The organism is Amycolatopsis rhizosphaerae (genome assembly GCF_007713715.1).
In the GTDB taxonomy this organism is placed as follows: domain Bacteria; phylum Actinomycetota; class Actinomycetes; order Mycobacteriales; family Pseudonocardiaceae; genus Amycolatopsis_E; species Amycolatopsis_E rhizosphaerae.
In genome coordinates, this window is sequence record NZ_VJWX01000010.1 from 19764 (window position 1) to 39747 (window position 19984).

Consider the following 19984-nt stretch of genomic DNA (forward strand, 5'->3'; position numbering starts at 1 on the left):
TGCGCACGACTCGTCCAGCCACGAGCCTCGATGAGGAGGTCACGTGAGACATCGCAGTCTCCTGTGCCTGCTCGCGGCCGCCACCCTGGCGGTGGGCGCGAGCGGATGCACGGTCGAGCGTCACTGGGGCGGCAGCACCGGCGCCGGTGGCGGCAAGACCAAGATCGGCCTGATCACCAAGACCAACACGAATCCGTACTTCGTCGAACTCCGCAACGCCGCGAGCACCGCGGCCAAGGCGCAGGGGGCGGACTTCGTCGCACTCGCCGGGCAGTTCGACGGCGACAACGACGGCCAGGTCCGCGCCATCGAGAACCTGATGCAGCAGGGCGCGACCACGATCCTGATCACCCCCAACTCCTCCACCGGGGTGCTCGACGCGATCGACCGCGCACGCAGGAGCGGGATACTGGTGATCGCGCTCGACACCGCGACCGAACCGGCGAGCGCGGTGGACGCCACGTTCGCCACCGACAACGTCGCGGCGGGCCGCGAGCAGGGGCAGTACGTCAAGGCCGCCCTCGGCGGCACACCGGCCAAGCTGATCATGATCGACGGAACCGCGGGCAGCACCGTGGACACCTACCGCCACAACGGTTTCCTCGAAGGCATCGGGCTGCGTGACGGCGATCCGGCGATCGCCGGGCGGGAACCGGCCAACGGCGACCAGAGCATCGCGCAGCAGAAGATGGAGAACCTGCTGCAGCGCGACGCCGACATCAACGCGGTCTACACCATGAACGAACCCACCGCCCGCGGCGCCTACGCGGCGCTGCAGTCCCGTGGGCTCGCGGGCCGCGTCGTGATGGGCTCCATCGACGGCGGCTGCCAGGGCGTGCAGAACGTGCGGGACGGGCTCTACCAGGCCACCGTCATGCAGTTTCCGAGGAAGATGGCCGAGCGGGGCGTGGCCGCCGCCGTCGAGTACGCCAGGACCGGCAAGAAGCCCAACGGCTTCATCGACACCGGTTCCGTGGTGATCACCGACCGCCCGATGCCCGGGGTGCCCAGCCAGGACACCACGTGGGGTCTGCAGAACTGCTGGGGGACGAAATGACCACGGTGAGCGCCCCACCCCGCGCGTCCGGCAAGCGTGAGGGCATCGGCGAATTCTTCCTCCGCGCCCCGGCGGCGGGGCCGGCCCTCGCGCTGGTGCTCGCGATGGTCGTGTTCTCGCTGTCCACGAGCCGGTTCCTCGAACTGGACAACCTGTCGCTGATGGTCGACCAGGCGCTGGTGGTGGGCACCCTCGCCCTCGGCCAGACGCTGATCATCCTCACCGCGGGGATCGACCTGTCCAACGCCTCGGCGATGGTGCTGGCGTCGCTGCTGATGGCGAAGCTGTTCGCGGGCGGGACACCGGGAATCCTCGCGCTGGTGATCGGCATCGCGGTGCCGCTCGGCCTCGGTCTGGTGATCGGTTCGCTGGTCACCCGGGTCAAGCTGCCGCCGTTCATCGTGACGCTGGGCTTTTTCACCATGCTCACCGCGGGCGACAAACTGGTCGCAGGCGGCCAGGCGGTGCCGGTCGCCCCCGGCGGCCCGCTGACCTGGCTCGGCACCCAGCGCTACCTGTTCGGCGGCATCCCGGTCACCTACGGCATGACCGTCGCGCTGCTGATGTACCTCGTGGTCTGGTACGCGCTCACGCGCACCGCCTGGGGCAAGCACGTGTACGCCGTCGGTGACTCCGCGGAGGCGGCACGGCTGTCGGGGATCAAGGTCGGCCGGACGCTGGTGTCGGTGTACGCGGTGGCCGGGGTGATCTTCGGCGTGGCCGCGTGGCAGGCGCTGGGCCGCATCCCCAACGCCGATCCGAACGCCTTCCAGCTCGGCAACCTGCAGTCCATCACCGCGGTGGTGCTCGGCGGGACGAGCCTGTTCGGCGGCCGCGGATCGGTGCTCGGCACGATGATGGGCGCACTGATCGTGACGGTGCTGCAGTCCGGGCTCAGCCAGCTCGGCGTCGACTCCCTGTACCAGGATCTGGCGACCGGGGCGCTGGTGATCGCCGCGGTGGCCGTCGACCGGATCGCCAGGAGGCAGCGATGACGGGAAGCACCGACGAAGCCGGGAAGACCCCGGTCCTGTCCGCGCGCGGCCTGGTCAAGCGCTACGGGCACGTCACCGCGATCGACGGCGCCGACTTCGACCTGCACGCCGGTGAGGTGCTGGCCGTGGTGGGCGACAACGGCGCGGGCAAGTCGAGCCTGATCAAGGCCCTCTCCGGGGCGCTGGTGCCCGACGCCGGGGAAATCCAGGTCGACGGGCGGCGGGTCCACTTCCGTTCGCCGCTGGACGCCCGGCGCTGCGGTATCGAGACCGTCTACCAGGACCTGGCGCTCTCCCCGGCCCAGGACATCGCCACGAACATGTTCCTCGGCCGCGAAATCCGGCGGAACGGCCCGCTCGGCCTGGTCCGTAAACTCGACACCGCGAAGATGCGCGCGGAGGCGCAGCGGGTCCTCGACGAGCTGGACATCAAGATCAAGTCGATCACGCAGCCGGTGGAGACCCTCTCGGGCGGGCAGCGGCAAGGGGTCGCGGTGGCCAGGGCCGCGGCCTTCGGCAGCAAGGCGGTGATCATGGACGAGCCGACCGCGGCGCTCGGTGTGGCCGAGTCCGGCCGGGTGCTCGCGCTCATCGACCGGATCCGCGGGCGCGGCCTGCCGGTGGTGCTGATCAGCCACAACATGCCGCACGTGTTCGAGATCGCCGACCGGATCCACGTGCACCGCCTGGGCAGGCGGGTGGCCGTGGTGTCGCCCAGGACGACCTCGATGAACCAGGTGGTCGGGCTGATCACCGGGGCGCTGCGGGTCAACGAGCAGGGCGCGGTGGAAGAGGTCTCGTCCGCGATCCACACGGGGCTGTCGGCATGACCGTCCTTCTCGCCGGGCTGTGCACGATCGACGTGGTGCAGCGCGTCGCCGAGCTTCCCGAGCCCGGCGAGAAGGTGCAGTCCACCTCGGTGGAGGTGGCCGCGGGCGGCCCCGCCACCAACGCGGCGGTGACGGTGGCGGCCCTCGGCGGCGACCCGGTGCTGGTGACCGTGCTCGGCACGCACCCGCTCGCCGCGCTCGCGCGAGCCGATCTCGACACGTGCGGCGTACGGCTCCTCGACGCCGATCCCGGCTGTCCCGAACCGCCCGCGCTGAGCGCGGTGGCGGTACGGGAACGCGACGGCGAGCGCACCGTCGTTTCCCGCAACGCCGCGCGGTCCACGGCCCGGCTGCCGTCCCTGGCCGGGTTCGGTGACGTACGGTCGGTGCTGGTGGACGGGCACCATCCGGCGCTCGCACTGGGCGTGGCGCGCTGGGCCCGGGAACGCGGCCTGCCCGTGGTGCTCGACGCCGGGAGCTGGAAACCCGTCCTCGACGAACTGCTGCCGCTGGTGGACATCGCCGCGTGTTCGGCCCGGTTTCCGCTTCCCGCGCACGATCTGCTCGCCCGCGGTGTGGGCACGGTGATCGTCACCGCGGGCCCGGATACGGTGCGCTGGTGGACCGCCGAGGAGTCGGGTTCGGTCCCGGTGCCCGAGGTGCGGGCGCGGGACACGCTCGGCGCCGGCGATGTGTGGCACGGCGCTCTCGTGCACGGGACGGGAAGGTGTGCGCTGCCGGAGCTGATCCGGTTCGCCAACGAGGTTGCCGCGGAACGGGTGCGGCACAGCGGGGCCCGGTCGTGGGTCCGGAGGATAGGAGTGCGATGACGTCGTTCGACGAGCTGCTGGCGCGGGCCGAGGAACTGGTGGCCCGCGGCGGGCGGACCCTGCTGGGCATCGTGGGCGCGCCCGCGTCGGGCAAGACCACGCTCGCGCGGAGCGTCGCCGGGGCGCTGGGCACGCGGGCCGCGGTGGTGGGGATGGACGGCTTCCACCTGGCGCAGGCCGAACTGCGCCGTCTGGGCCGGATCGAGCGCAAGGGTGCCCCGGACACGTTCGACGCGCACGGGTACGTCCACCTCCTGCGGCGGCTGAAGGACGCGAAGGAGACGGTCTACGCCCCCGAGTTCCGGCGCGAGATCGAAGAACCGATCGCGGGCGCGGTGCCGGTGCCGCCCGAGGTCCCGCTCGTCATCACCGAGGGCAACTACCTGCTCCTCGACGCGGACCCCTGGGGGGACGTGCGCGGACTCCTCGACGAGGTGTGGTTCCTCGCCCCCGACGAGCAGGTCCGGATCGAGCGGCTGGTCACCCGGCATCGGCGGTACGGGCGGTCGCTGGTGGAGGCGCAGCAGCGGGCGCTGGGCAGCGACCAGCGCAACGCCGATCTCATCGCGCCCACGGCGGCGCGCGCGGACCTGGTACTGGCGGATCTGCCGCTGGCAAACTTCGCCCTATGACCTTGATCGTCACCGGCGGTAGCCGGGGGATCGGCGCCGCGGTGTGCGCGCTCGCCGCCGAGCGCGGACACGACGTTGTGATCAACTACTCGGGCTCGGGTGCCTCCGCGGAAGCGGTCGCCGAGCAGGTACGGCGGCACGGGCGACGGGCGCTGACGGTCCGCGGCGACGTCTCTTCGGAGCGCGACGTGACCGCCTTGTTCGACGCGGCCGGGGAGCTGGGCCCGGTGACCGCGCTGGTGAACAACGCGGGCATCACCGGGAACACGCCCGGCCGCCTGGACGAGCAGGACGTGGAGACGGTGCGGCGCGTGCTCGACGTGAACGTGACCGGTGTGTTCCTCTGCTGTCGTGAGGCGGTGCGCCGGATGTCGACCCGGTACGGCGGCGCCGGTGGCGTGATCGTGAACGTGTCCTCGACAGCCGTACGGGGCGGCTCACCGGGCACCTGGGTGCACTACGCCGCATCGAAGGCGGCTGTGGACACTCTCACATTCGGGCTCGCCCAGGAGGTCGCGCGAGAGGGCATCCGCGTGAACGCGGTGGCACCGGGACTGGTGGAGACCGGTCTCCACGAGGCCGCCGGTCTGCCCGACCGGGTCGAGCGGCTGTCCCCGCAGATCCCGGCCGGACGTGCGGGAACGCCCACCGAGATCGCCGAGGCGGTGTTGTGGTTGCTCTCTCCGGCGTCCTCCTACGCGATGGGGTCGGTGCTCAACGTGAGCGGCGGCCGCTAACCATCACCGAGTTGTCCACAGGCTGTGGGTAGTTCGCCGAGTTATCCACAGATTTTGGAGAAACCGTTTACCCTGGCTCGAGGTCGGTAGCCTGACGCAGGGGCGAAACCGCCTAAGGACCACCCGAAGCAGGTGCGACGCAAGCGCACCCGCGGAGGAGGACCGGTCGGGGCGGAACTCCGCAGAAACGCCGAAAGGACGACTCGCCAATGCCAACGCTTACCGACGTACACCACCTGGCGCTGGCGGTCACGGACGTGGACCGCAGCGTCCCGTGGTACGAGCGGGTGCTCGAACTCAAGGAGGTCGCCCGCCGCGAGGACCCCTCCACCGGCCTGCGCAAGGTGCTCCTCCGGGACCGGACGGACACCTTCTCCGTGATGCTGGTGCAACGGCCCGAGACCGAGCGGGTGGCCTTCGACCGGCGGCACACCGGTCTCGACCACCTCGCGTTCAAGGTGGATTCCCACTTCGAACTCCAGGAGTGGGAGCAGCGGCTCGCCGAATACGGTGTCACCCACCGCCCGATCACGGCTTCCCGGACCCTGCCGGGGTCCTCGGTCCTGGTGTTCCACGATCCGGACGGGATCCAGCTCGAGGTCTGGGCCGACCCCGCCGCCTGACCGCGTGGCTCAGGCCACCTTGCGGACCTGCGAATCAACGTCGCGGTCCTCGTCGATGGGGCGGCGCATCTCCTGGCGGTAGCGCACGATGCCGAAGCCCGTGCCACCGACGAAGAACAGGATGGACAGCCACATCAGCGCCGTCTGGACCCACGGCAGCGCGCTCAGCAGGCCCGCGCCGTAGTAGCCGAGCAGCACCAGTGACGGCACCCACAGCACGCCGCCCAGGGTGGTCGCGGCCAGGAAGCGGCGCGGCTCCATCCGCGCCGCACCGGCGATGAGCGGGGCCAGCGTCCGGATCCACGGGATCCACCGGGCCGCGACGATCGCGAAGAAGCCCTTCCGGTCCAGGAAGGCCCGCGCGCGTTCGAGGTTGCCGCGGTTGAGCACCCGCCCGCCGCGCCGGGCGATGAACCGGGTCCCGGTCTGCCTGCCGATGTAGTAGCCCACCTGGTTGCCCACCACGGCGACCACCAGCGCGGCCACCGAAAGCAGCCATGCGTTCGCGTCGGCCCCGTGTGAGGCGAGTACCACCCCGGCGGCGAACAGCAGCGAGTCACCGGGCAGGAACAGGCCGATGATCAGCGCGCATTCGAGGAAAACGAAGCTGAGCACGATGACCCACACCAGGAGCGGGCCGGCCGTATCCAGCCAGCCCACACCGAGGGCTTCGGAAGCGGCGTAGACGAGACTCACTCCGAGAAGCCTACGTGTTCGCCGAGAGCGGCACTCATCGGAAGGGTGTGTTCGGGGAAATCCGTTATCGACACACCGGTAAACAATGCGACGCCCGGCCCGTTTTCCGGGCCGGGCGTCACTATCGGTCACCCGAGGCTGGGCGCGCCGTCACATTTCCGGCAGAGACTCGCCCTGTACCGCCTCGATATCGATTTCGATCTTCACCGTGGTCCCGACCGCGGCCACCCCGGCCCGCACCATGGCGTTGTAGTTGATCGCGAAATCGTTGCGGCGCAATTGGGTTTCCGCGTGAAAGGCGGCGCGCACGCCGCCCCACGGGTCCGGACCCCAGCCGCCGTAACGGAGATCGAGTTCGATCGCGCGGCGCTCGCCGTGGAGGGTGAGTTCCCCGGCCAGCGTCCAGGTGTCCACCCCGCGCTGGCGCAGCGCGGTGCTTTCGAAGCCGATCGTCGGATAGGCCTCGACATCGAGGAAGTCCGAGGAGCGCAGGTGATCGTCGCGCATCCGGATTCCGGTGTCGATGCTCGCCGCCTTGATCTCGGCGTGCACGGTGGAACGTTCGACGGGCCTGCCGACCACGATCCGCCCCCCGACGTCGCTGAACCGGGCCCGCACGCTGGCGATGCCGAGGTGCCGCGCGGTGGCCACCACCGAGCTGTGCACCGGGTCGATCGTCCACGGGCCGGGTGGCGGAAGCTCGACGGCCTCCGCCACCGGCGCCAGTGCGATTTCGCCGAGCGAGCCGCTGCCGTCCGAGCCGATCTGCGCCGTCCGCGCCACCGGTGTGTAGCCGGCGGCGGTGAGGACGGCCGTGTAGACCCCGGGCGCCAGCGGGGCGGTGTCCGCCGCCCCGCTGGCATCCGTGACGGCACGGGCGACCTGCTGACCGGCCATGTCGGTCACGGTCAGCACCGCGTTCTCGACCGCCCATCCCTCGGCGGTCTTGATCTGTGCGCTCAGCCCGGTCATGACGCGGCCGGCCCGTCCGCGGCGAGCTGGTCGATCACCTGCTCGTAGCCGAGCCGCACGTCGTGCTGCGCCTCACCGCCCCCGGCCAGGTTGACCTGGCTGGTGGCGGGCGGGTACCCGCTCGCCACCACGGTGTAGTCCCCCTCGGGCAGGTCGCTGACCACGTACCGGCCCTCCCCGTCGGTACGGGTGACCGCGGCGACGTTGCCCTCCGCGTCGAGCACCGTGATGCGGGCGTCGGGAACCGGGCGCTCGCCGTCGGTGCGCGCCGTGCCCGTCAGCACGATCGCGGAGTTCAGTTCGACGTCGTGCCGCAGCACGCCGCTGTCGGGCACGGTCAGCATGGTCGCGACCGGGCGCATCCGCTCGGCGCTGGCCACCAGGGTGTAGGTCCCGGCACCGACCCCGTGGAACGAGTAGCCACCCTCGGCGGTGGTGATCGAGGCACCGGTGACCTCGCCCCGCGAGTCGGTCAACGTGACCGTCGCGCGAGCGAGCGGGGCACCGGTGCCCGCCACCCGGACGATGCCGCTCAGCTCACCCGAACCGACCAGGGTCACGTCCACCCGCGCCGGGCCCTGGCCGACCACCACGCTGGAGGCCTGCGGCTGGTGACCGGCGGCCGACACGATCAGCACATAGGTGCCCTCGCCCGGCGCGTTGATGTGGTAACCGCCGTCGGACCCGCCGGTCCCCCGCGAGACCTGGCGGCCCCGCTGGTCGATCAGCGTCAGCGCGGCCCCCAGCACCGACGAGCCGTCCTGCCGCCGGATGTGCCCGGTGATCGGCTGCCCACCGGTCTCGACCGCGCTGCTCATCCCGGCGGTCACGCTCGCGAACGGCACCGTCTGGGCGGCCAGTTCGTAGTTTCCGTGCCCGTTCTCGCTGGGCAGTGCGTGCTTCCCGGCCCCGACGAGAACCGGTTCCGGTTCGTCCAGCGCCGCCTCGGCGTCGGCCCAGACGTCGGAGTCCGAGGTGGTCGCCGCGGTCTGCGGCTGCTCGGCCAACGCGGCCTCCACCAGCGCCTCGCCGCCCTCGATGGGCGGGGGAGTCGGCCCGCCGGCGAGCGGGATTTCGCGCATGAACAGCAGCACCAGGCAGGCCAGCAGGGCCACCGCGGCCGCGACGTAGAACACAGCGTGCAGCGAGTTGGTGAACCCGGTCAGGATCGGCACCTTGATCTGGTCGGGCAGGCTGGCGATCCCACTGGTGTTCGACTGCAGCTTGTCCAGCCCGCCGCTGCCGAGCGACGCGGGCAGGCGCCCGCCGAAGGCGTCGGCGATCTTGGTCGGCAGCAGGTTGAACAGGATCGTCAGGAACACCGCGACACCGAGCGTGCCGCCGATCTGGCGGAAGAACGTGGCCGCCGCGGTGGACACCCCCATGTCGCTGCGGGGACCGGCGTTCTGCGCCGCGATGATCAGCGTCTGCATGCAGCCACCGAGGCCGAGGCCGATGATCAGGGCGTAGACCAGCGGCTGCCAGAGCGGGCTGTCGTAGTGCACCTGGGCGTAGAGCACCGTCCCGAGGGCGATCACGAAGGTGCCGATGACCGGCAGCATCTTGTAGCGCCCGGTCTTCGCGGTGACCCGGCCGGAGAGCATCGAGCCGCTCATGATGCCCAGCACCAGCGGCAGCATCAGCAGACCACCCTGGGTGGGCGTGTAGCCCCGGACGACCTGGAAGTACTGCGGCACCATGGTGATCCCGCCGAACATCGCCACACCGACGATCGTGCTGCCGACGATGGTGACGCTGAAGGTGGAGTTGCGGAAGAGCCGGAGCGGGATCAGCGCCTCCTCCTTCATCACGTACTCGACGAAGAGGAACAGCACGACGCCGAAGGCGGCCACGGCGTAGCAGATCACCGCGCTGGTGGAGCCCCAGCCCCAGGTGCGGCCCTGTTCGGCGACCAGAAGGAGTGGCACCACGGCGATCGCGAGCGCGGTCGCGCCGAACCAGTCGACCCGGTGGTCGCGCCGCTGGTGCGGCACGTTCAGGACCCGGGCGACGACGAACAGCGCCACGGCGCCGATCGGCACGTTGATCAGGAAGATCCAGCGCCAGCCCTTGATGCCGCCGAGCCATTCCGCACCGGAGAAGAACCCGCCCAGCACCGGGCCGAGCACGGTCGCGACCCCGAAGACCATCATGAAGTAGCCCTGGTAGCGCACCCGCTCCCGCGGCGGCACGATGTCACCGATGATCGTCATGGCGAGCGACATCAGGCCACCGGCGCCGAGCCCTTGGAAGGCGCGGAAGGCGGCCAGCTCGTACATCGAGGTGGCGAAGGTGCAGGCCGCCGAACCGACGACGAAGATCGCGATCGCGGCGAGGTAGAACGGCTTGCGCCCGTAGATGTCGGAAAGCTTGCCGTACAGCGGCGTCGCGATGGTCGCCGTGATCAGGTATGCCGTGGTGGCCCAGGCCTGCTCGCTGAACCCGTTCAGGTCGTTGGCGATCTTCACGATCGCGACACCGACGATGTTCTGGTCGAGCGCGGCCAGGAACATGCCCAGCAGCAGACCGCTCAGCACGGTGAGGATCTGCTTGTGCGTGAGCCTCGGCCCCTCGTCCGCCTCGGCTCCCCCCGGTGGCGCCGGTTGTTGTCTGATCGAACTCGTCATGCGTCAGCCCCCTTCGCCTGAGCCGACCCGTGGTCGGCAACGTGCGGTATGTGTCTCTCGATGCCGGAGTTGAGTCGATCCAGCAGTTCGTTCAAGGTCTGGCGGTCCTCCTCGGGCCATTCGGCCAGCACCTCCGCCAGCCACAGGTTCCGTTTCTTGCGGTTCTCCTCGAAGACCCGCAACCCTTCGGCCGTCGGCGCGAGCAGGCAGGCCCTGCCGTCCTCCGGGTCCGCCTGGCGCTCCACCAGCCCGTGCTGGACCAGCGCGCTGCTCTGCCTGCTGATCGTGGAGATCTCGGCGTGCAACGCCTCGGCGAGCTTGCTGGTGCGCTGCGGCCCGTCGTGGATGAGGTGGAACAGGATCGCGTAGGCGGCCCGCTCGATTCCGTCCGGCCCCTGCTTCGCCACCTGCGACTTCGCCTTGTTGATCAGGCGCACGAAGCGGACCAGCTGGACCCCGAGCTCGTCGGCGATGTCGAGCTCGGCGGCCGTGAAAGCCGCCTCCTGAGCGGCAGGGGCCATGATGATCACTCTTTTCAGGATCTTACTTGGCAGCTGCAACTAGTTGCCTAGAGCAAGGATGCACCGAAGCTGGTTGTTTGCGCCACTCAAATATCTACGATGTGTCACACAACACTTTAGTTGCCGAAGACAACTGCTTGACCTGTGACCTTCCAGGGCGATATGTCCCTTTTTCCGGTCAGCCTCGCGACATACCCTCACCGTAGACCCGGGGTACGACAGTTTCGGAAGGCACGGGAATGCCCGCCTTCCCGGCCGCCGTTGCGATGGTCATGACCGACGACACCGCGCTCCGCGCCCTGCTCGCCGCCCGCCCCTTCGGCGTCCTGGCCACCATCAAACGGGATGGCAGGCCCCAGCTTTCCAACGTCACGCACCACTTCGACGCGGAGAACGACCGGATCCTCGTCTCGATCACCGACGACCGCGCGAAGACCCGCAACCTGCGGCGCGATCCACGGGCCGGCTTCCACGTCAGCAGCGAGGACGGATGGTCCTACGTGGTGGCCGAGTGCACTGCCGAACTGTCGCCGGTCGCCCGGGAGCCCCACGACGAAACCGTCGAAGAGCTCATCGAGCTTTACCGCAAGGTGCGCGGCGAACATCCGGACTGGGACGAGTACCGGGCCGCCATGGTCACCGACCGGCGCCTCGTCCTCCGGCTCCGGATCGAACGACTGCTCGGCATCGCCCGGCAACTATCCTGACAGGGAGCACCACCGAAAGTAACGGATCCCGGAATTTCTCTTCCGCAGTGCGAAGGTTGTGCGGTCTACCATGGGGGAATGGGCACCGACGCACTGCTGACCGAACTTCGTGAAGCGCTCGGGAAGGACGCCGTCCTGGCCGACCCCGAGGTCATCGACAGCTACGCGCGGGACATGATGCCGCTGGCCCCGTCCGGCAGGCCGCTGGCCGTGGTCCTGCCCTCCGACGTGGCGGGGGTGCAGGCCACCGTCCGCGCCTGCGCCGCCGCCGGAGTGCCGATCGTGCCGCGCGGCGCGGGCAGCGGACTTTCCGGCGCCGCGAACGCCGTCGACGGCTGCGTCATGCTCGTGATGACCAGGTTCGACAAGGTGCTGGAGATCGACCCGGGCAACCGGCTCGCCGTCGTGCAGCCCGGCGTGATCAACCTCGACTTCCGCACCGCGGTCGAAAAGCACGGGCTGTTCTACCCGCCCGACCCGTCCAGCTACGACTGGTGCACCATCGGCGGCAACCTCTCCACCAACGCCGGCGGCCTGTGCTGCGTGAAGTACGGCGTGACCACCGACTCGGTACTCGGCCTGGAAGTCGTCCTCGCCGACGGCTCGCTGCTCAAGACCGGCCGCCGAACCGTGAAGGGCGTGGCCGGGTACGACCTGACCAAGCTGTTCATCGGCAGTGAGGGCACCCTCGGCGTGATCACCCAGGCCACCGTCGCGTTGCGCCCGCTGCCCCAGGCGCCCGGCACCCTCGTGGCCGGCTTCGACGCCACGGAAAAGGCGGGCGAAGCGGTCGCGCGGATCGTGCGCGACGGTCTGGTGCCCTCCCTGATGGAGATCATGGACGCCAGTTCCATCAAGGCCGCCGAGACCTACCTGAACACCGATCTCGGAGCGGGTTCCGACTGCATGGCACTGCTGCTGTGCCAGTCCGACGCCGGTGGCGAGGTGGCGCGGCGCGAACTCGCCGCGATCGAGAAGATCTGCGTGGACTGCGGCTCCACCATGGCCTATGCGACCGATGACCTGGCCGAGGGCCGCATGCTGATGCAGGCGCGGCGCGTCGTGCTCACCGCGCTCGAACAGTACGGCGTGTGGCTGACCGACGACGTGTGCGTGCCCCGCACCCGCATCGCCGAACTGATCTCCGCCTGCGAGCGCATCAGCCAGGAGGTCGGCCTGCGGATCGCCGTCGTCGGGCACGCGGGCGACGGGAACATGCACCCGACGATCGTCTACTCGCCCGATTCACCGGAGGAGTTCGAACGCGCCCGCAGGGCCTTCGACGACATCCTCGACGTCGGGCTGTCCCTCGGCGGCACGGTCACCGGCGAACACGGCGTCGGCAAGATCAAGCGCGACTGGCTGGCCCGCGAGATCGGCCCGGTCGGCATCCGCGTCCATCGCCAGATCAAGCAGGCGCTCGACCCCGACAACCTGTTCAACCCCGGCTCGATGTTCTCGATGAGCTAGACGAGCCATTGCCGTGAGGGGACCCCTCACGGCCCTGTTTGGCTGTGTCTAGCGGTGCCTAGCGGTCGATCCGGGGGATCTGCTGGGTGACCTCGGCGTCGGCCGGGTTCGCCGCGCCGGCGAGCTTGCGCTCGCGGCGGCTGCGCGCCCATTCCACGATCAGCGGCACCACCGAGACCAGCACGATCAGGATGAAGATGGCCTCGATGTTGCTCTTGATGAACGAGATGTTGCCGAGCAGGTGTCCCAGCGCGGTGATGCCGCCGGCCCACAGGATGCCGCCGATGACGGTGTAGGTGAAGTAGCGCTTGGGGTCCATCCGGCCGACACCGGCGATCCAGGTGATGAACGTCCGCACGAACGGCACGAACCGGGCCAGCACCACGGCCTTGGGCCCGTGCTTTTCCAGGAAGGCGTGCGTCTTGTCGACGTACTCCTGCTTGAAGAACTTCGAGTCCGGCCGTTTGAACAGGGCGGGACCCGCCTTGTAGCCGATGAAGTAGCCGACCGCGTTGCCGAGCAGCGCTGCCGCGCTGACCACGAGGCAGACCAGCCACAACGGGGTGTGAATCGAGCCCTGGGCGACGAACAGGCCCGCGGTGAACAGCAGGGAGTCACCCGGGAGAACCGGGAAGACGCTGCTTTCGATGAAGATGACCAGGCAGAGCCCGAGAATGACGTACGCGCCGAACTGGGTCAGCAGGTACTCCGGGTTGAACCACTTGGGCATCAGGGCGAGCGTGGTCGTGGTCTCGGCAAGGATCACACCATCAAACGGTACAGGGTGACCCTGTGTTGCCTCTGTGGGCTACAACAGTGTGATAAGGCCGATCACCGCTCCCGTGGCCAGCCCGAGCAGCACGGCCAGCGACAGGATCCATACCGCGGAGAGCGGTCCGGCCCGCCCCGCGTTCAGGGTGGCCACGGCGGGATCACTCATGGCGGGATCACCGGCGGTGGGGAAATCGAGTGCGGCGCGCTCGCGGGCGAGCGCGCCCCCGTCTGCGCCGGAGAGCAACCCGTACTGCGGAGGCGGCGGTGGCGCGCCCGGCGCGCGGTCTCCGGGTGGGGCGCTCCTCGCCTGGGCACGCAGCGCCTCGGCCAGCAGGCGCTCCGGATCCTCGAGCTCGCTCACTCGCCTGAGCTTAGGGGCTGGCCGTGCGTCCACGCACGGGTCGTGCCACCTCAGGCCACCCAGTCGCCGTGGCGCATCACCCGGACCGGACGCAGATCGTCGTCGAGGACGACGAGGTCGGCGGCCAGCCCGCTCTGCAGCGACCCGGTGCGGTGGGAGAGACCGAGGAGCTCCGCGGGGCGGCCCGAGGTGGCGCGGACCGCGTCCGCCACACCGAGCCCGGCGCCGCGGACCAGGTTCCGGAAGGCCACGTCCATGGTCAGGGTGCTGCCCGCCAGCGCACCGGTTTCGGCGACGGTGGCCACCCCGTCCCGCACGTCCACTTCGAGCCGCCCGAGGTGATACCGGCCGTCCGCCGCGTCGGTGGCCGACATCGCGTCGGTGATCAGGATGGTCCGGCCCCGCCCGGCATGGGTCGCGGCCAGGCGCAGCACGGTGGGATGGACGTGCACGAGGTCGCAGATGAGCTCGATCGTGATCCGCTCGTCGTCGAGCAGCGCGCCGATCGGCCCCGGTTCGCGGTGGTGCAGCGGGCGCATCCCGTTGAACAGGTGCGTGGCGACGGTGGCGCCCGCCTCGATGGCGGGCCGGATCTGCTCCTCGGTCCCGTCGGTGTGCCCGATCGCGGCGATCACCCCGGCCTCGGTGATCTGCCGGACCGCGCGCACCGCGCCGGTGAGTTCCGGGGCGAGCGTGACCATCCGCACCGCACCCTGCCCGGCCCGCAGCAGTGCGTCCACGGCGGCGGTGTCGGGTTCGAGCAGGACCGCCGGGTCGTGCGCGCCGCAGCGCGCCGCGGCGATGAACGGGCCTTCCAGGTGGATGCCTGCCAGCTCGCCTTCCTCGACCAGCTCCCGCAGTGCGGCCTCCTGGTCGGCCAGTGCGCGGATCGGTTCGGAGACCAGGCTGGCCAGCATGGTCGTCGTACCGTGGCGGCGGTGTGCGACGACCGCGCGCAGGATCTCCTTGGGATCGGCACTGGAGAACGAGCCGCCCCCGCCGCCGTGGCAGTGCAGGTCGATGAACCCGGGGACGACGAGTTCGCCGTTGAGTGCCAGGCGAGGGCCGGGGGGCGGGCTGCCGGTGCCGATCCCGGAGACGAGCCCGCCGGAGACGGTCAGCCAGCCGTCGTTGACCACGCCTTCGGGGAGCGCCAGCTTGCCGCCGGTGAGCACAAGGTCCGTCACGATGTCAGCATATATTGGTCTAAACCAGCTAGCCGCTCATAGCCTTCTGGAGCGATTCGAGGGCACGGCTCGCCGTCGACTTGACGGTTCCCTTCGAGATCCCCGCCGCCTCCGAGATCTCCGCCTCGGAAAGCCCGCCGTAGTAGCGCAGGACCAGCACCTCGCGCTGCCGCGGCGGCAGCTTCGACAGGGCGTTGACCACCGCCTGGTGCTCGCTGGACAGCATCGCCAGACTCTCCGCCGAGCGCGCGTTCACCACGTGCGGCGGCACGTACTCACGGGCCGTCTTGCGCCGGCGGAGCACGCTGCGGGACCCGTTCACCACGGCGGTGCGCAGGTACCCGACGGCCGCGGCGGAATCCCGGAGCTTGCCCCAGTTGCGATGCAGGCCGGTGAACGCCTCCTGGACCACGTCCTCCGCGGTGGCCGGCTCGTCGACGAGCAGGATCGCCAGCCGCACCAGGCGCATGCGGTGCGTGCGGTACAGGTCTTCCAAGGTCAACGGCGCCGTGGGCGGCGCAGGGGGCCGTCCGAGCCCGTCGACCGTACGCAAATGCCCGAGCGTCCGCTCGACACTTCGCTCCGCGCTAACGTCCGACATGTAGCCCTGCCCGTCCTTGACCTTCGCTCGCTCGTAACCCACATCTATCTCCACGCGCGCTCAGCGTATCGGGTTGCGCCACAAGGGTCATAAGTTGCGAAAGGGTAGCGTGCGCACGGAAAGGAAAGAAGGACTTTGGGGCAAGGAGGCAGGCGATGAAGTCGTTCCTGGTGGAGACCCGCTACGTGCCGGATAAGTACGGGGAGGTCCGGCCGCGCCACCGGGAGTACCTGCGGAAACTGGCCGAAGAGGGCGTCTGCCTCGTCGCCGGGCCGCTCGCGGACGGCAGCGGTGGCGTGATGCTCTTCCGCGCCGAGGACGCCGAGGCCCTGCAGAAGATCATCGACGCCGACCCCTACCACCTCGAAGGCGCCTTGGCCGAGCGCAGCGTCCGCGAGTACACCCCGGTGCTCGGCTCCTGGGTGTCCTGACGGCGAAGCGGCCGTGAAGGGATCCGCCCTTCACGGCCGCTTCGGGTCAGCGAGTGGCGGCCCGGCCGCCGTGGCCGTTGACCGACGACGCCTTGGCGCCTCGCGCCTCGATGTCCTCGAGCGCGGCCCGGTCCGCCGCCGGCACCCGGAGGCGTGCGCCGAGTTCGATGATCGGCGGCAGCAGTGCCCGCACCAGTTTGAGCGCCCCGACCCAGCGGGGCACGTGGATGGTCCTGGCACGCCGCAGCACCCCGGCCTCGAGGAGGTCGATCGCCACGCCGAGCGGGTAGGTCCTGCCGAGCAGCCCGGGCATACCGCTGCGCAGCTTGCCGAACACCGGGTGCGCGTCCGCGCTTTCCACCAGGTCCGTCCGGATCCAGGTCGGGTGCGCGACGCCCACCTTGACGCCCAGGTGCGCGACCTCGGCCCGCAGACTGTTGCAGAACGCCTCGACCCCGGCCTTCGCCGCCGCGTAGTTCGCCATCGCCGGCGCGTGCGCTATCGCCGCCAGGGACGATATCGCCAGCAGATACCCCTTGCTCCTGATGACGTGCGGCAGGGTCACCCGGAAGGTGCGCCACACGCCGAGGAGATCGACCTCGATCACCTTCTCGAATGCGTCGGGGTCGACCGAGCGGACGAAACCGGTGGTCGCGATCCCGGCGTTGGCGATCACGATGTCGATCCCGCCGAACCGCTCGACCACACCGGCCGTCGCCCGCTCCAGCGCCGTCCAGTCGGTGACGTCGGCCTCCCACGAGTGCGCCGACGGGCCGATCCGCTCGGCGACCTTGCGCTGTTCCTCGGCTTCCAGTCCGACGAGGGCCACCTTGGCACCCTTGGCGGCGAGCCGTTCCGCGAGCCCGGCGCCGATGCCGCGCGCAGCTCCGGTGATGAGCACGACCTTGCCTTCTACGTTGGCCATGACCGGCACGCTACCTCAACCTACCGTCAGTAAGCTACTCCACAGTAGGGTGCATTTTCGCCCTATGCCGAAGCCTCGTCGAGCGCGGCAAGGTCGGCCTCGGTGAGCCGCAACTCGACCGAAGCCAGGAGGTCGGCCAGCTGCTCGGTGTTCCGCGCGCTGGCGATCGGTGCGGCGACCGTCGGCTGGGCCGCGAGCCAGGCCAGCGCGACGGCGGCCGGGGTCGAGCCGTGGGCGGCCGCGATGCCGTCGAGCGCCTCCAGCACCCGCTCGCCCCGGTGGTCGAGGTAGGCCGCCGCGCCTCCGGCCCGCGGGCTGCCGCCGTCGGCCTCACGGGAGCGGTACTTGCCGGTGAGAAAGCCGCGTGCCAGCGCGTAATACGGCATGGTGGACAGACCCTCCTTCTCCACCAACGGCGCCAGGTCCCGCTCGTAGGCCCGCTCCACGAGGTTGTAGTGCGGTTGCACGGCGACGTACCGGGCGAAGCCCTCCTTGTCCGAAATGGACAGTGCTTCCGCCAGCCGCCCGGCGGTGTAGTTCGACGCCCCGAGGTAGCGGACCTTCCCCGCCCGTACCAGTTCGTCGAACGCACCGAGCGTTTCCTCCAGCGGAACGTCGGGGAAATCGCGGTGCGCGTAGTAGAGGTCGATGTAGTCGGTCTTCAGGCGCCGCAACGAATCCTCGGCGGCTTCGCGGATGTTCTTCGCGGACAGCCCGGGACGCCGGGCCCAGCTGCCCACCTTCGTCGCGATCACCACGTCGTCCCGGCGTCCGCGCCGGGAAAGCCAGTTCCCGATGACGGTTTCGGACTCTCCGCCCGAATTTCCCGGTACCCAGGCCGTGTAGGAGTCCGCGGTGTCGATGAAGTCGCCCCCGGCCGCGACGTAGGCGTCCAGCACGGCGAAGGACTGCGTCTCGTCGGCGGTCCAGCCGAAGACGTTGCCGCCGAGGTTCAACCCGTACACGTCCAGCTCACTGCTACCGATTCTCGTCATAGCCCGAACGTTAGCCGGGACGGGCGACAGCTCCCGGACCGTGGAATGAAACGCCGGAGGGCGCCGGTTGTGCGGGACATGACGAACGAACTCGGCACCCTCGGGGTGTGGGCGCACGAATCGGCCCTCGACGCGAAACTCGCCAGGGAACTGGAAAGTCTCGGCTACGGCGCGATCTGGATCGGCGGTTCCCCGAACGGACGGCTCGAAGCGGTCGACACCCTGCTCGACGCGACCGAGCGGATCGTGGTGGCCACCGGCATCGTCAACATGTGGGCCGACGACGCGGCCACGGTCGCCCGTTCGTACCACCGCGTAGTGGCGCGGCATCCTGGCCGGTTCCTGCTCGGCGTCGGCATCGGGCACCGCGAGCACACGCAGACCTACCAGAAGCCCTACGAGAAGATCGTCGAATACCTCGACCAGCTCGACGAGGCGGGTGTACCGGTCGAGGACCGCGTGCTCGCGGCACTCGGCCCCAAGGTGCTCAAGCTCGCCGCCGAGCGCGCCGCCGGTGCCCACCCGTACCTGGTGACCCCCGAACACACCCGGATGGCCCGCGACATCCTCGGCGAAGGCAAGCTGCTGGCGCCGGAACACAAGGTCGTGCTCAGCGAAGACCCCGAAAAGGCCCGCGCGATCGCCCGCCCCAGGGTCCAGAACCCGTATCTCGGTCTCGCGAACTACGTCTCCAACCTTCGCCGCATCGGCTGGTCGGAAGAGGATCTCGCGGACGGCGGGAGCGACGCGCTCGTCGACGCCCTCGTGCTGCACGGCAGCGGCGCGGTCATCGCCGACGGGATCCGCGCGCACCTCGAAGCGGGCGCGGACCACGTCTGCGTCCAGGCGCTCGGCCCCGACCCCCGCGCGGCCTACCGAGCGATCTCCGAGGGATTGCTCTCATAGAGGTCTGAGTCAGGACCTCGTACGATTCGGGCAAGGAAGGCGAACCACCTGCTAGGAGGACCAACGATGCCCATCGCCACCCCCGAGGTCTATGCCGAGATGCTGGACCGGGCCAAGGGAGGCGAGTTCGCTTACCCGGCCATCAACGTGACCTCGTCGGAGACCCTCAACGCCGCTCTGCGCGGTTTCGCCGAGGCGGAAAGCGACGGGATCATCCAGGTGTCCACCGGCGGTGCCGAATTCGCCTCCGGCACCAGGGTCAAGGACATGGTGACCGGTGCGGTCGCACTCGCCGAATTCGCACACGTGGTGGCCGAGAAGTACCCGATCAACGTGGCACTGCACACCGACCACTGCCCGAAGGACAAGCTGGACGGTTACGTCAACCCGCTGATCGCGATCTCCCAGGAACGGGTGAACCGGGGCCAGAACCCGCTGTTCCAGTCGCACATGTGGGACGGCTCGGCGATCGACCTCGACGAGAACCTCGAGATCGCGGCCGAGCTGCTGGAGAAGGCCGCGGCGGCCAAGATCATCCTCGAGGTCGAGATCGGCGTCGTCGGCGGTGAGGAGGACGGCGTCTCGAACGAGATCAACGAGAAGCTGTACACCGCCGAGGGCGACTTCGTGAAGACGGTGCACGCGCTCGGTTCCGGCGAAAAGGGCCGCTACCTCCTCGCCGCGACCTTCGGCAACGTGCACGGCGCCTACAAGCCGGGTGCCGTGCAGCTGCGCCCTGACGTGCTCAAGCGGGGCCAGGCGGTCGCGGCCGAGAAGCTGGGCCTGCCCGCCGGTTCGAAGCCGTTCGAGCTGGTGTTCCACGGCGGTTCGGGCTCGCTGCTCGAGGAGATCCACGAGGCGGTGTCCTACGGCGTGATCAAGATGAACGTCGACACCGACACCCAGTACGCGTTCTCCCGCCCGATCGCGGACCACTTCTTCAAGAACTACGACGGGGTGCTGAAGATCGACGGCGAGGTCGGCAACAAGAAGACCTACGACCCGCGCAGCTACCTGAAGAAGGCCGAGGTGTCGATGGCGGAACGCGTCGTCGAGGCCGCCAAGGCGCTGAAGTCGGCCGGCACGAAGCTGAGCTGAGCCCGGGAG

Annotated in this window: 22 protein-coding genes; 12 read left to right on the forward strand and 10 right to left on the reverse strand. The window is 69.7% G+C overall.

Annotation, left to right across the window (positions count from 1 at the left end; all coding sequences use genetic code 11):
• The first annotated feature begins 43 nt into the window (after positions 1 to 43).
• From FNH05_RS02305 to FNH05_RS02335, 7 genes are all read left to right on the forward strand, one after another.
• The gene (locus FNH05_RS02305; protein WP_144585545.1) at positions 44 to 1057 is read left to right on the forward strand and encodes a substrate-binding domain-containing protein; all 1014 of its coding nucleotides are present in this window, start codon (positions 44 to 46) and stop codon (positions 1055 to 1057) included.
• Positions 1054 to 2052: an ABC transporter permease gene (locus FNH05_RS02310; protein WP_144585589.1), complete on the forward strand. Its 999-nt coding sequence runs from the start codon at positions 1054 to 1056 to the stop codon at positions 2050 to 2052. The genes FNH05_RS02305 and FNH05_RS02310 overlap by 4 nt, the downstream gene beginning before the upstream one ends.
• Positions 2049 to 2882 carry an ATP-binding cassette domain-containing protein gene (locus FNH05_RS02315; RefSeq protein ID WP_144585547.1) on the forward strand — a complete coding sequence of 278 codons (834 nt, stop codon included), beginning with the start codon at positions 2049 to 2051 and terminating at the stop codon, positions 2880 to 2882. The genes FNH05_RS02310 and FNH05_RS02315 overlap by 4 nt, the downstream gene beginning before the upstream one ends.
• A complete protein-coding gene (locus tag FNH05_RS02320) occupies positions 2879 to 3712 on the forward strand; it encodes a PfkB family carbohydrate kinase (protein WP_144585549.1) in 834 nt (277 codons plus the stop codon). Before FNH05_RS02315 ends, FNH05_RS02320 begins: the two co-directional genes overlap by 4 nt.
• Positions 3709 to 4344 carry a nucleoside/nucleotide kinase family protein gene (locus FNH05_RS02325; RefSeq protein WP_144585551.1) on the forward strand — a complete coding sequence of 212 codons (636 nt, stop codon included), beginning with the start codon at positions 3709 to 3711 and terminating at the stop codon, positions 4342 to 4344. Before FNH05_RS02320 ends, FNH05_RS02325 begins: the two co-directional genes overlap by 4 nt.
• Positions 4341 to 5081, forward strand: a complete 741-nt coding sequence (locus tag FNH05_RS02330) for an SDR family oxidoreductase (RefSeq protein WP_144585553.1) — start codon at positions 4341 to 4343, stop codon at positions 5079 to 5081. Before FNH05_RS02325 ends, FNH05_RS02330 begins: the two co-directional genes overlap by 4 nt.
• Positions 5082 to 5290: 209 nt before the next feature.
• Complete coding sequence (locus FNH05_RS02335; RefSeq protein ID WP_144585555.1) at positions 5291 to 5704, forward strand: VOC family protein; 414 nt, start codon at positions 5291 to 5293, stop codon at positions 5702 to 5704.
• Between the two features lie 9 nt (positions 5705 to 5713).
• Here the strand turns inward: FNH05_RS02335 and FNH05_RS02340 are convergent, their stop codons facing one another.
• The 4 genes from FNH05_RS02340 to FNH05_RS02355 all read right to left on the reverse strand — a co-directional run bounded on the left by FNH05_RS02340 (position 5714) and on the right by FNH05_RS02355 (position 10520).
• Positions 5714 to 6400, reverse strand: a complete 687-nt coding sequence (locus FNH05_RS02340) for a DedA family protein (protein WP_144585558.1) — start codon at positions 6398 to 6400, stop codon at positions 5714 to 5716.
• A gap of 150 nt (positions 6401 to 6550) precedes the next feature.
• A complete protein-coding gene (locus FNH05_RS02345) occupies positions 6551 to 7372 on the reverse strand; it encodes a YceI family protein (protein ID WP_144585560.1) in 822 nt (273 codons plus the stop codon).
• A complete protein-coding gene (locus tag FNH05_RS02350; RefSeq protein WP_144585562.1) occupies positions 7369 to 9999 on the reverse strand; it encodes an MFS transporter in 2631 nt (876 codons plus the stop codon). The genes FNH05_RS02345 and FNH05_RS02350 overlap by 4 nt, the downstream gene beginning before the upstream one ends.
• Positions 9996 to 10520, reverse strand: a complete 525-nt coding sequence (locus FNH05_RS02355; protein ID WP_144585564.1) for a MarR family winged helix-turn-helix transcriptional regulator — start codon at positions 10518 to 10520, stop codon at positions 9996 to 9998. The genes FNH05_RS02350 and FNH05_RS02355 overlap by 4 nt, the downstream gene beginning before the upstream one ends.
• A 272-nt stretch (positions 10521 to 10792) precedes the next feature.
• On the opposite strand from FNH05_RS02355, the gene FNH05_RS02360 reads away from it, so the two are divergent.
• A complete protein-coding gene (locus FNH05_RS02360; RefSeq protein WP_144585566.1) occupies positions 10793 to 11227 on the forward strand; it encodes a PPOX class F420-dependent oxidoreductase in 435 nt (144 codons plus the stop codon).
• A gap of 78 nt (positions 11228 to 11305) precedes the next feature.
• Entirely contained in the window at positions 11306 to 12697 is a 1392-nt protein-coding gene (locus tag FNH05_RS02365) for an FAD-binding oxidoreductase (protein ID WP_144585568.1), read from the forward strand.
• Positions 12698 to 12755: 58 nt separating this feature from the next.
• Here the strand turns inward: FNH05_RS02365 and FNH05_RS02370 are convergent, their stop codons facing one another.
• The 4 genes from FNH05_RS02370 to FNH05_RS02385 are packed head-to-tail and all read right to left on the reverse strand — an operon-like array spanning position 12756 to position 15620.
• Complete coding sequence (locus tag FNH05_RS02370) at positions 12756 to 13463, reverse strand: DedA family protein (protein WP_144585570.1); 708 nt, start codon at positions 13461 to 13463, stop codon at positions 12756 to 12758.
• 42 nt (positions 13464 to 13505) lie between these two features.
• Complete coding sequence (locus FNH05_RS02375) at positions 13506 to 13832, reverse strand: hypothetical protein (RefSeq protein WP_144585572.1); 327 nt, start codon at positions 13830 to 13832, stop codon at positions 13506 to 13508.
• A gap of 50 nt (positions 13833 to 13882) precedes the next feature.
• Positions 13883 to 15019 (reverse strand): N-acetylglucosamine-6-phosphate deacetylase, encoded by a 1137-nt coding sequence (nagA, locus tag FNH05_RS02380; protein ID WP_425458408.1) that lies wholly within the window; start codon positions 15017 to 15019, stop codon positions 13883 to 13885.
• A gap of 28 nt (positions 15020 to 15047) precedes the next feature.
• The gene (locus FNH05_RS02385) at positions 15048 to 15620 is read right to left on the reverse strand and encodes a SigE family RNA polymerase sigma factor (RefSeq protein WP_144585593.1); all 573 of its coding nucleotides are present in this window, start codon (positions 15618 to 15620) and stop codon (positions 15048 to 15050) included.
• Positions 15621 to 15775: 155 nt separating this feature from the next.
• Between FNH05_RS02385 and FNH05_RS02390 the strand changes: the two genes are divergently transcribed.
• Complete coding sequence (locus FNH05_RS02390; protein ID WP_144585574.1) at positions 15776 to 16051, forward strand: YciI family protein; 276 nt, start codon at positions 15776 to 15778, stop codon at positions 16049 to 16051.
• A gap of 46 nt (positions 16052 to 16097) precedes the next feature.
• On the opposite strand, the gene FNH05_RS02395 is transcribed toward FNH05_RS02390, so the two are convergent.
• Positions 16098 to 16976 carry a short-chain dehydrogenase/reductase gene (locus FNH05_RS02395; RefSeq protein WP_144585576.1) on the reverse strand — a complete coding sequence of 293 codons (879 nt, stop codon included), beginning with the start codon at positions 16974 to 16976 and terminating at the stop codon, positions 16098 to 16100.
• A 62-nt stretch (positions 16977 to 17038) separates the two neighbouring features.
• Entirely contained in the window at positions 17039 to 17971 is a 933-nt protein-coding gene (locus FNH05_RS02400; RefSeq protein WP_144585578.1) for an aldo/keto reductase, read from the reverse strand.
• Between the two features lie 78 nt (positions 17972 to 18049).
• On the opposite strand from FNH05_RS02400, the gene FNH05_RS02405 reads away from it, so the two are divergent.
• Positions 18050 to 18877: an LLM class F420-dependent oxidoreductase gene (locus FNH05_RS02405; protein ID WP_144585580.1), complete on the forward strand. Its 828-nt coding sequence runs from the start codon at positions 18050 to 18052 to the stop codon at positions 18875 to 18877.
• A 66-nt stretch (positions 18878 to 18943) separates the two neighbouring features.
• The gene (gene fbaA / locus FNH05_RS02410) at positions 18944 to 19975 is read left to right on the forward strand and encodes a class II fructose-bisphosphate aldolase (RefSeq protein WP_144585582.1); all 1032 of its coding nucleotides are present in this window, start codon (positions 18944 to 18946) and stop codon (positions 19973 to 19975) included.
• Positions 19976 to 19984: the final 9 nt, after the last annotated feature.

Bases quoted from the DNA above. Each gene is read 5' to 3' on its own strand.
- FNH05_RS02310 (WP_144585589.1), top strand. From the start codon at position 1,054: ATGACCACGGTGAGCGCCCCACCCCGCGCGTCCGGCAAGCGTGAGGGC.
- FNH05_RS02315 (WP_144585547.1), top strand. From the start codon at position 2,049: ATGACGGGAAGCACCGACGAAGCCGGGAAGACCCCGGTCCTGTCCGCG.
- FNH05_RS02320 (WP_144585549.1), top strand. From the start codon at position 2,879: ATGACCGTCCTTCTCGCCGGGCTGTGCACGATCGACGTGGTGCAGCGC.
- FNH05_RS02325 (WP_144585551.1), top strand. From the start codon at position 3,709: ATGACGTCGTTCGACGAGCTGCTGGCGCGGGCCGAGGAACTGGTGGCC.
- FNH05_RS02330 (WP_144585553.1), top strand. From the start codon at position 4,341: ATGACCTTGATCGTCACCGGCGGTAGCCGGGGGATCGGCGCCGCGGTG.
- FNH05_RS02335 (WP_144585555.1), top strand. From the start codon at position 5,291: ATGCCAACGCTTACCGACGTACACCACCTGGCGCTGGCGGTCACGGAC.
- FNH05_RS02345 (WP_144585560.1), bottom strand. From the start codon at position 7,372: ATGACCGGGCTGAGCGCACAGATCAAGACCGCCGAGGGATGGGCGGTC.
- FNH05_RS02350 (WP_144585562.1), bottom strand. From the start codon at position 9,999: ATGACGAGTTCGATCAGACAACAACCGGCGCCACCGGGGGGAGCCGAG.
- FNH05_RS02355 (WP_144585564.1), bottom strand. From the start codon at position 10,520: ATGGCCCCTGCCGCTCAGGAGGCGGCTTTCACGGCCGCCGAGCTCGAC.
- FNH05_RS02360 (WP_144585566.1), top strand. From the start codon at position 10,793: ATGACCGACGACACCGCGCTCCGCGCCCTGCTCGCCGCCCGCCCCTTC.
- FNH05_RS02365 (WP_144585568.1), top strand. From the start codon at position 11,306: ATGGGCACCGACGCACTGCTGACCGAACTTCGTGAAGCGCTCGGGAAG.
- FNH05_RS02385 (WP_144585593.1), bottom strand. From the start codon at position 15,620: ATGTCGGACGTTAGCGCGGAGCGAAGTGTCGAGCGGACGCTCGGGCAT.
- FNH05_RS02390 (WP_144585574.1), top strand. From the start codon at position 15,776: ATGAAGTCGTTCCTGGTGGAGACCCGCTACGTGCCGGATAAGTACGGG.
- FNH05_RS02395 (WP_144585576.1), bottom strand. From the start codon at position 16,976: ATGGCCAACGTAGAAGGCAAGGTCGTGCTCATCACCGGAGCTGCGCGC.
- FNH05_RS02400 (WP_144585578.1), bottom strand. From the start codon at position 17,971: ATGACGAGAATCGGTAGCAGTGAGCTGGACGTGTACGGGTTGAACCTC.
- FNH05_RS02405 (WP_144585580.1), top strand. From the start codon at position 18,050: ATGACGAACGAACTCGGCACCCTCGGGGTGTGGGCGCACGAATCGGCC.
- fbaA (WP_144585582.1), top strand. From the start codon at position 18,944: ATGCCCATCGCCACCCCCGAGGTCTATGCCGAGATGCTGGACCGGGCC.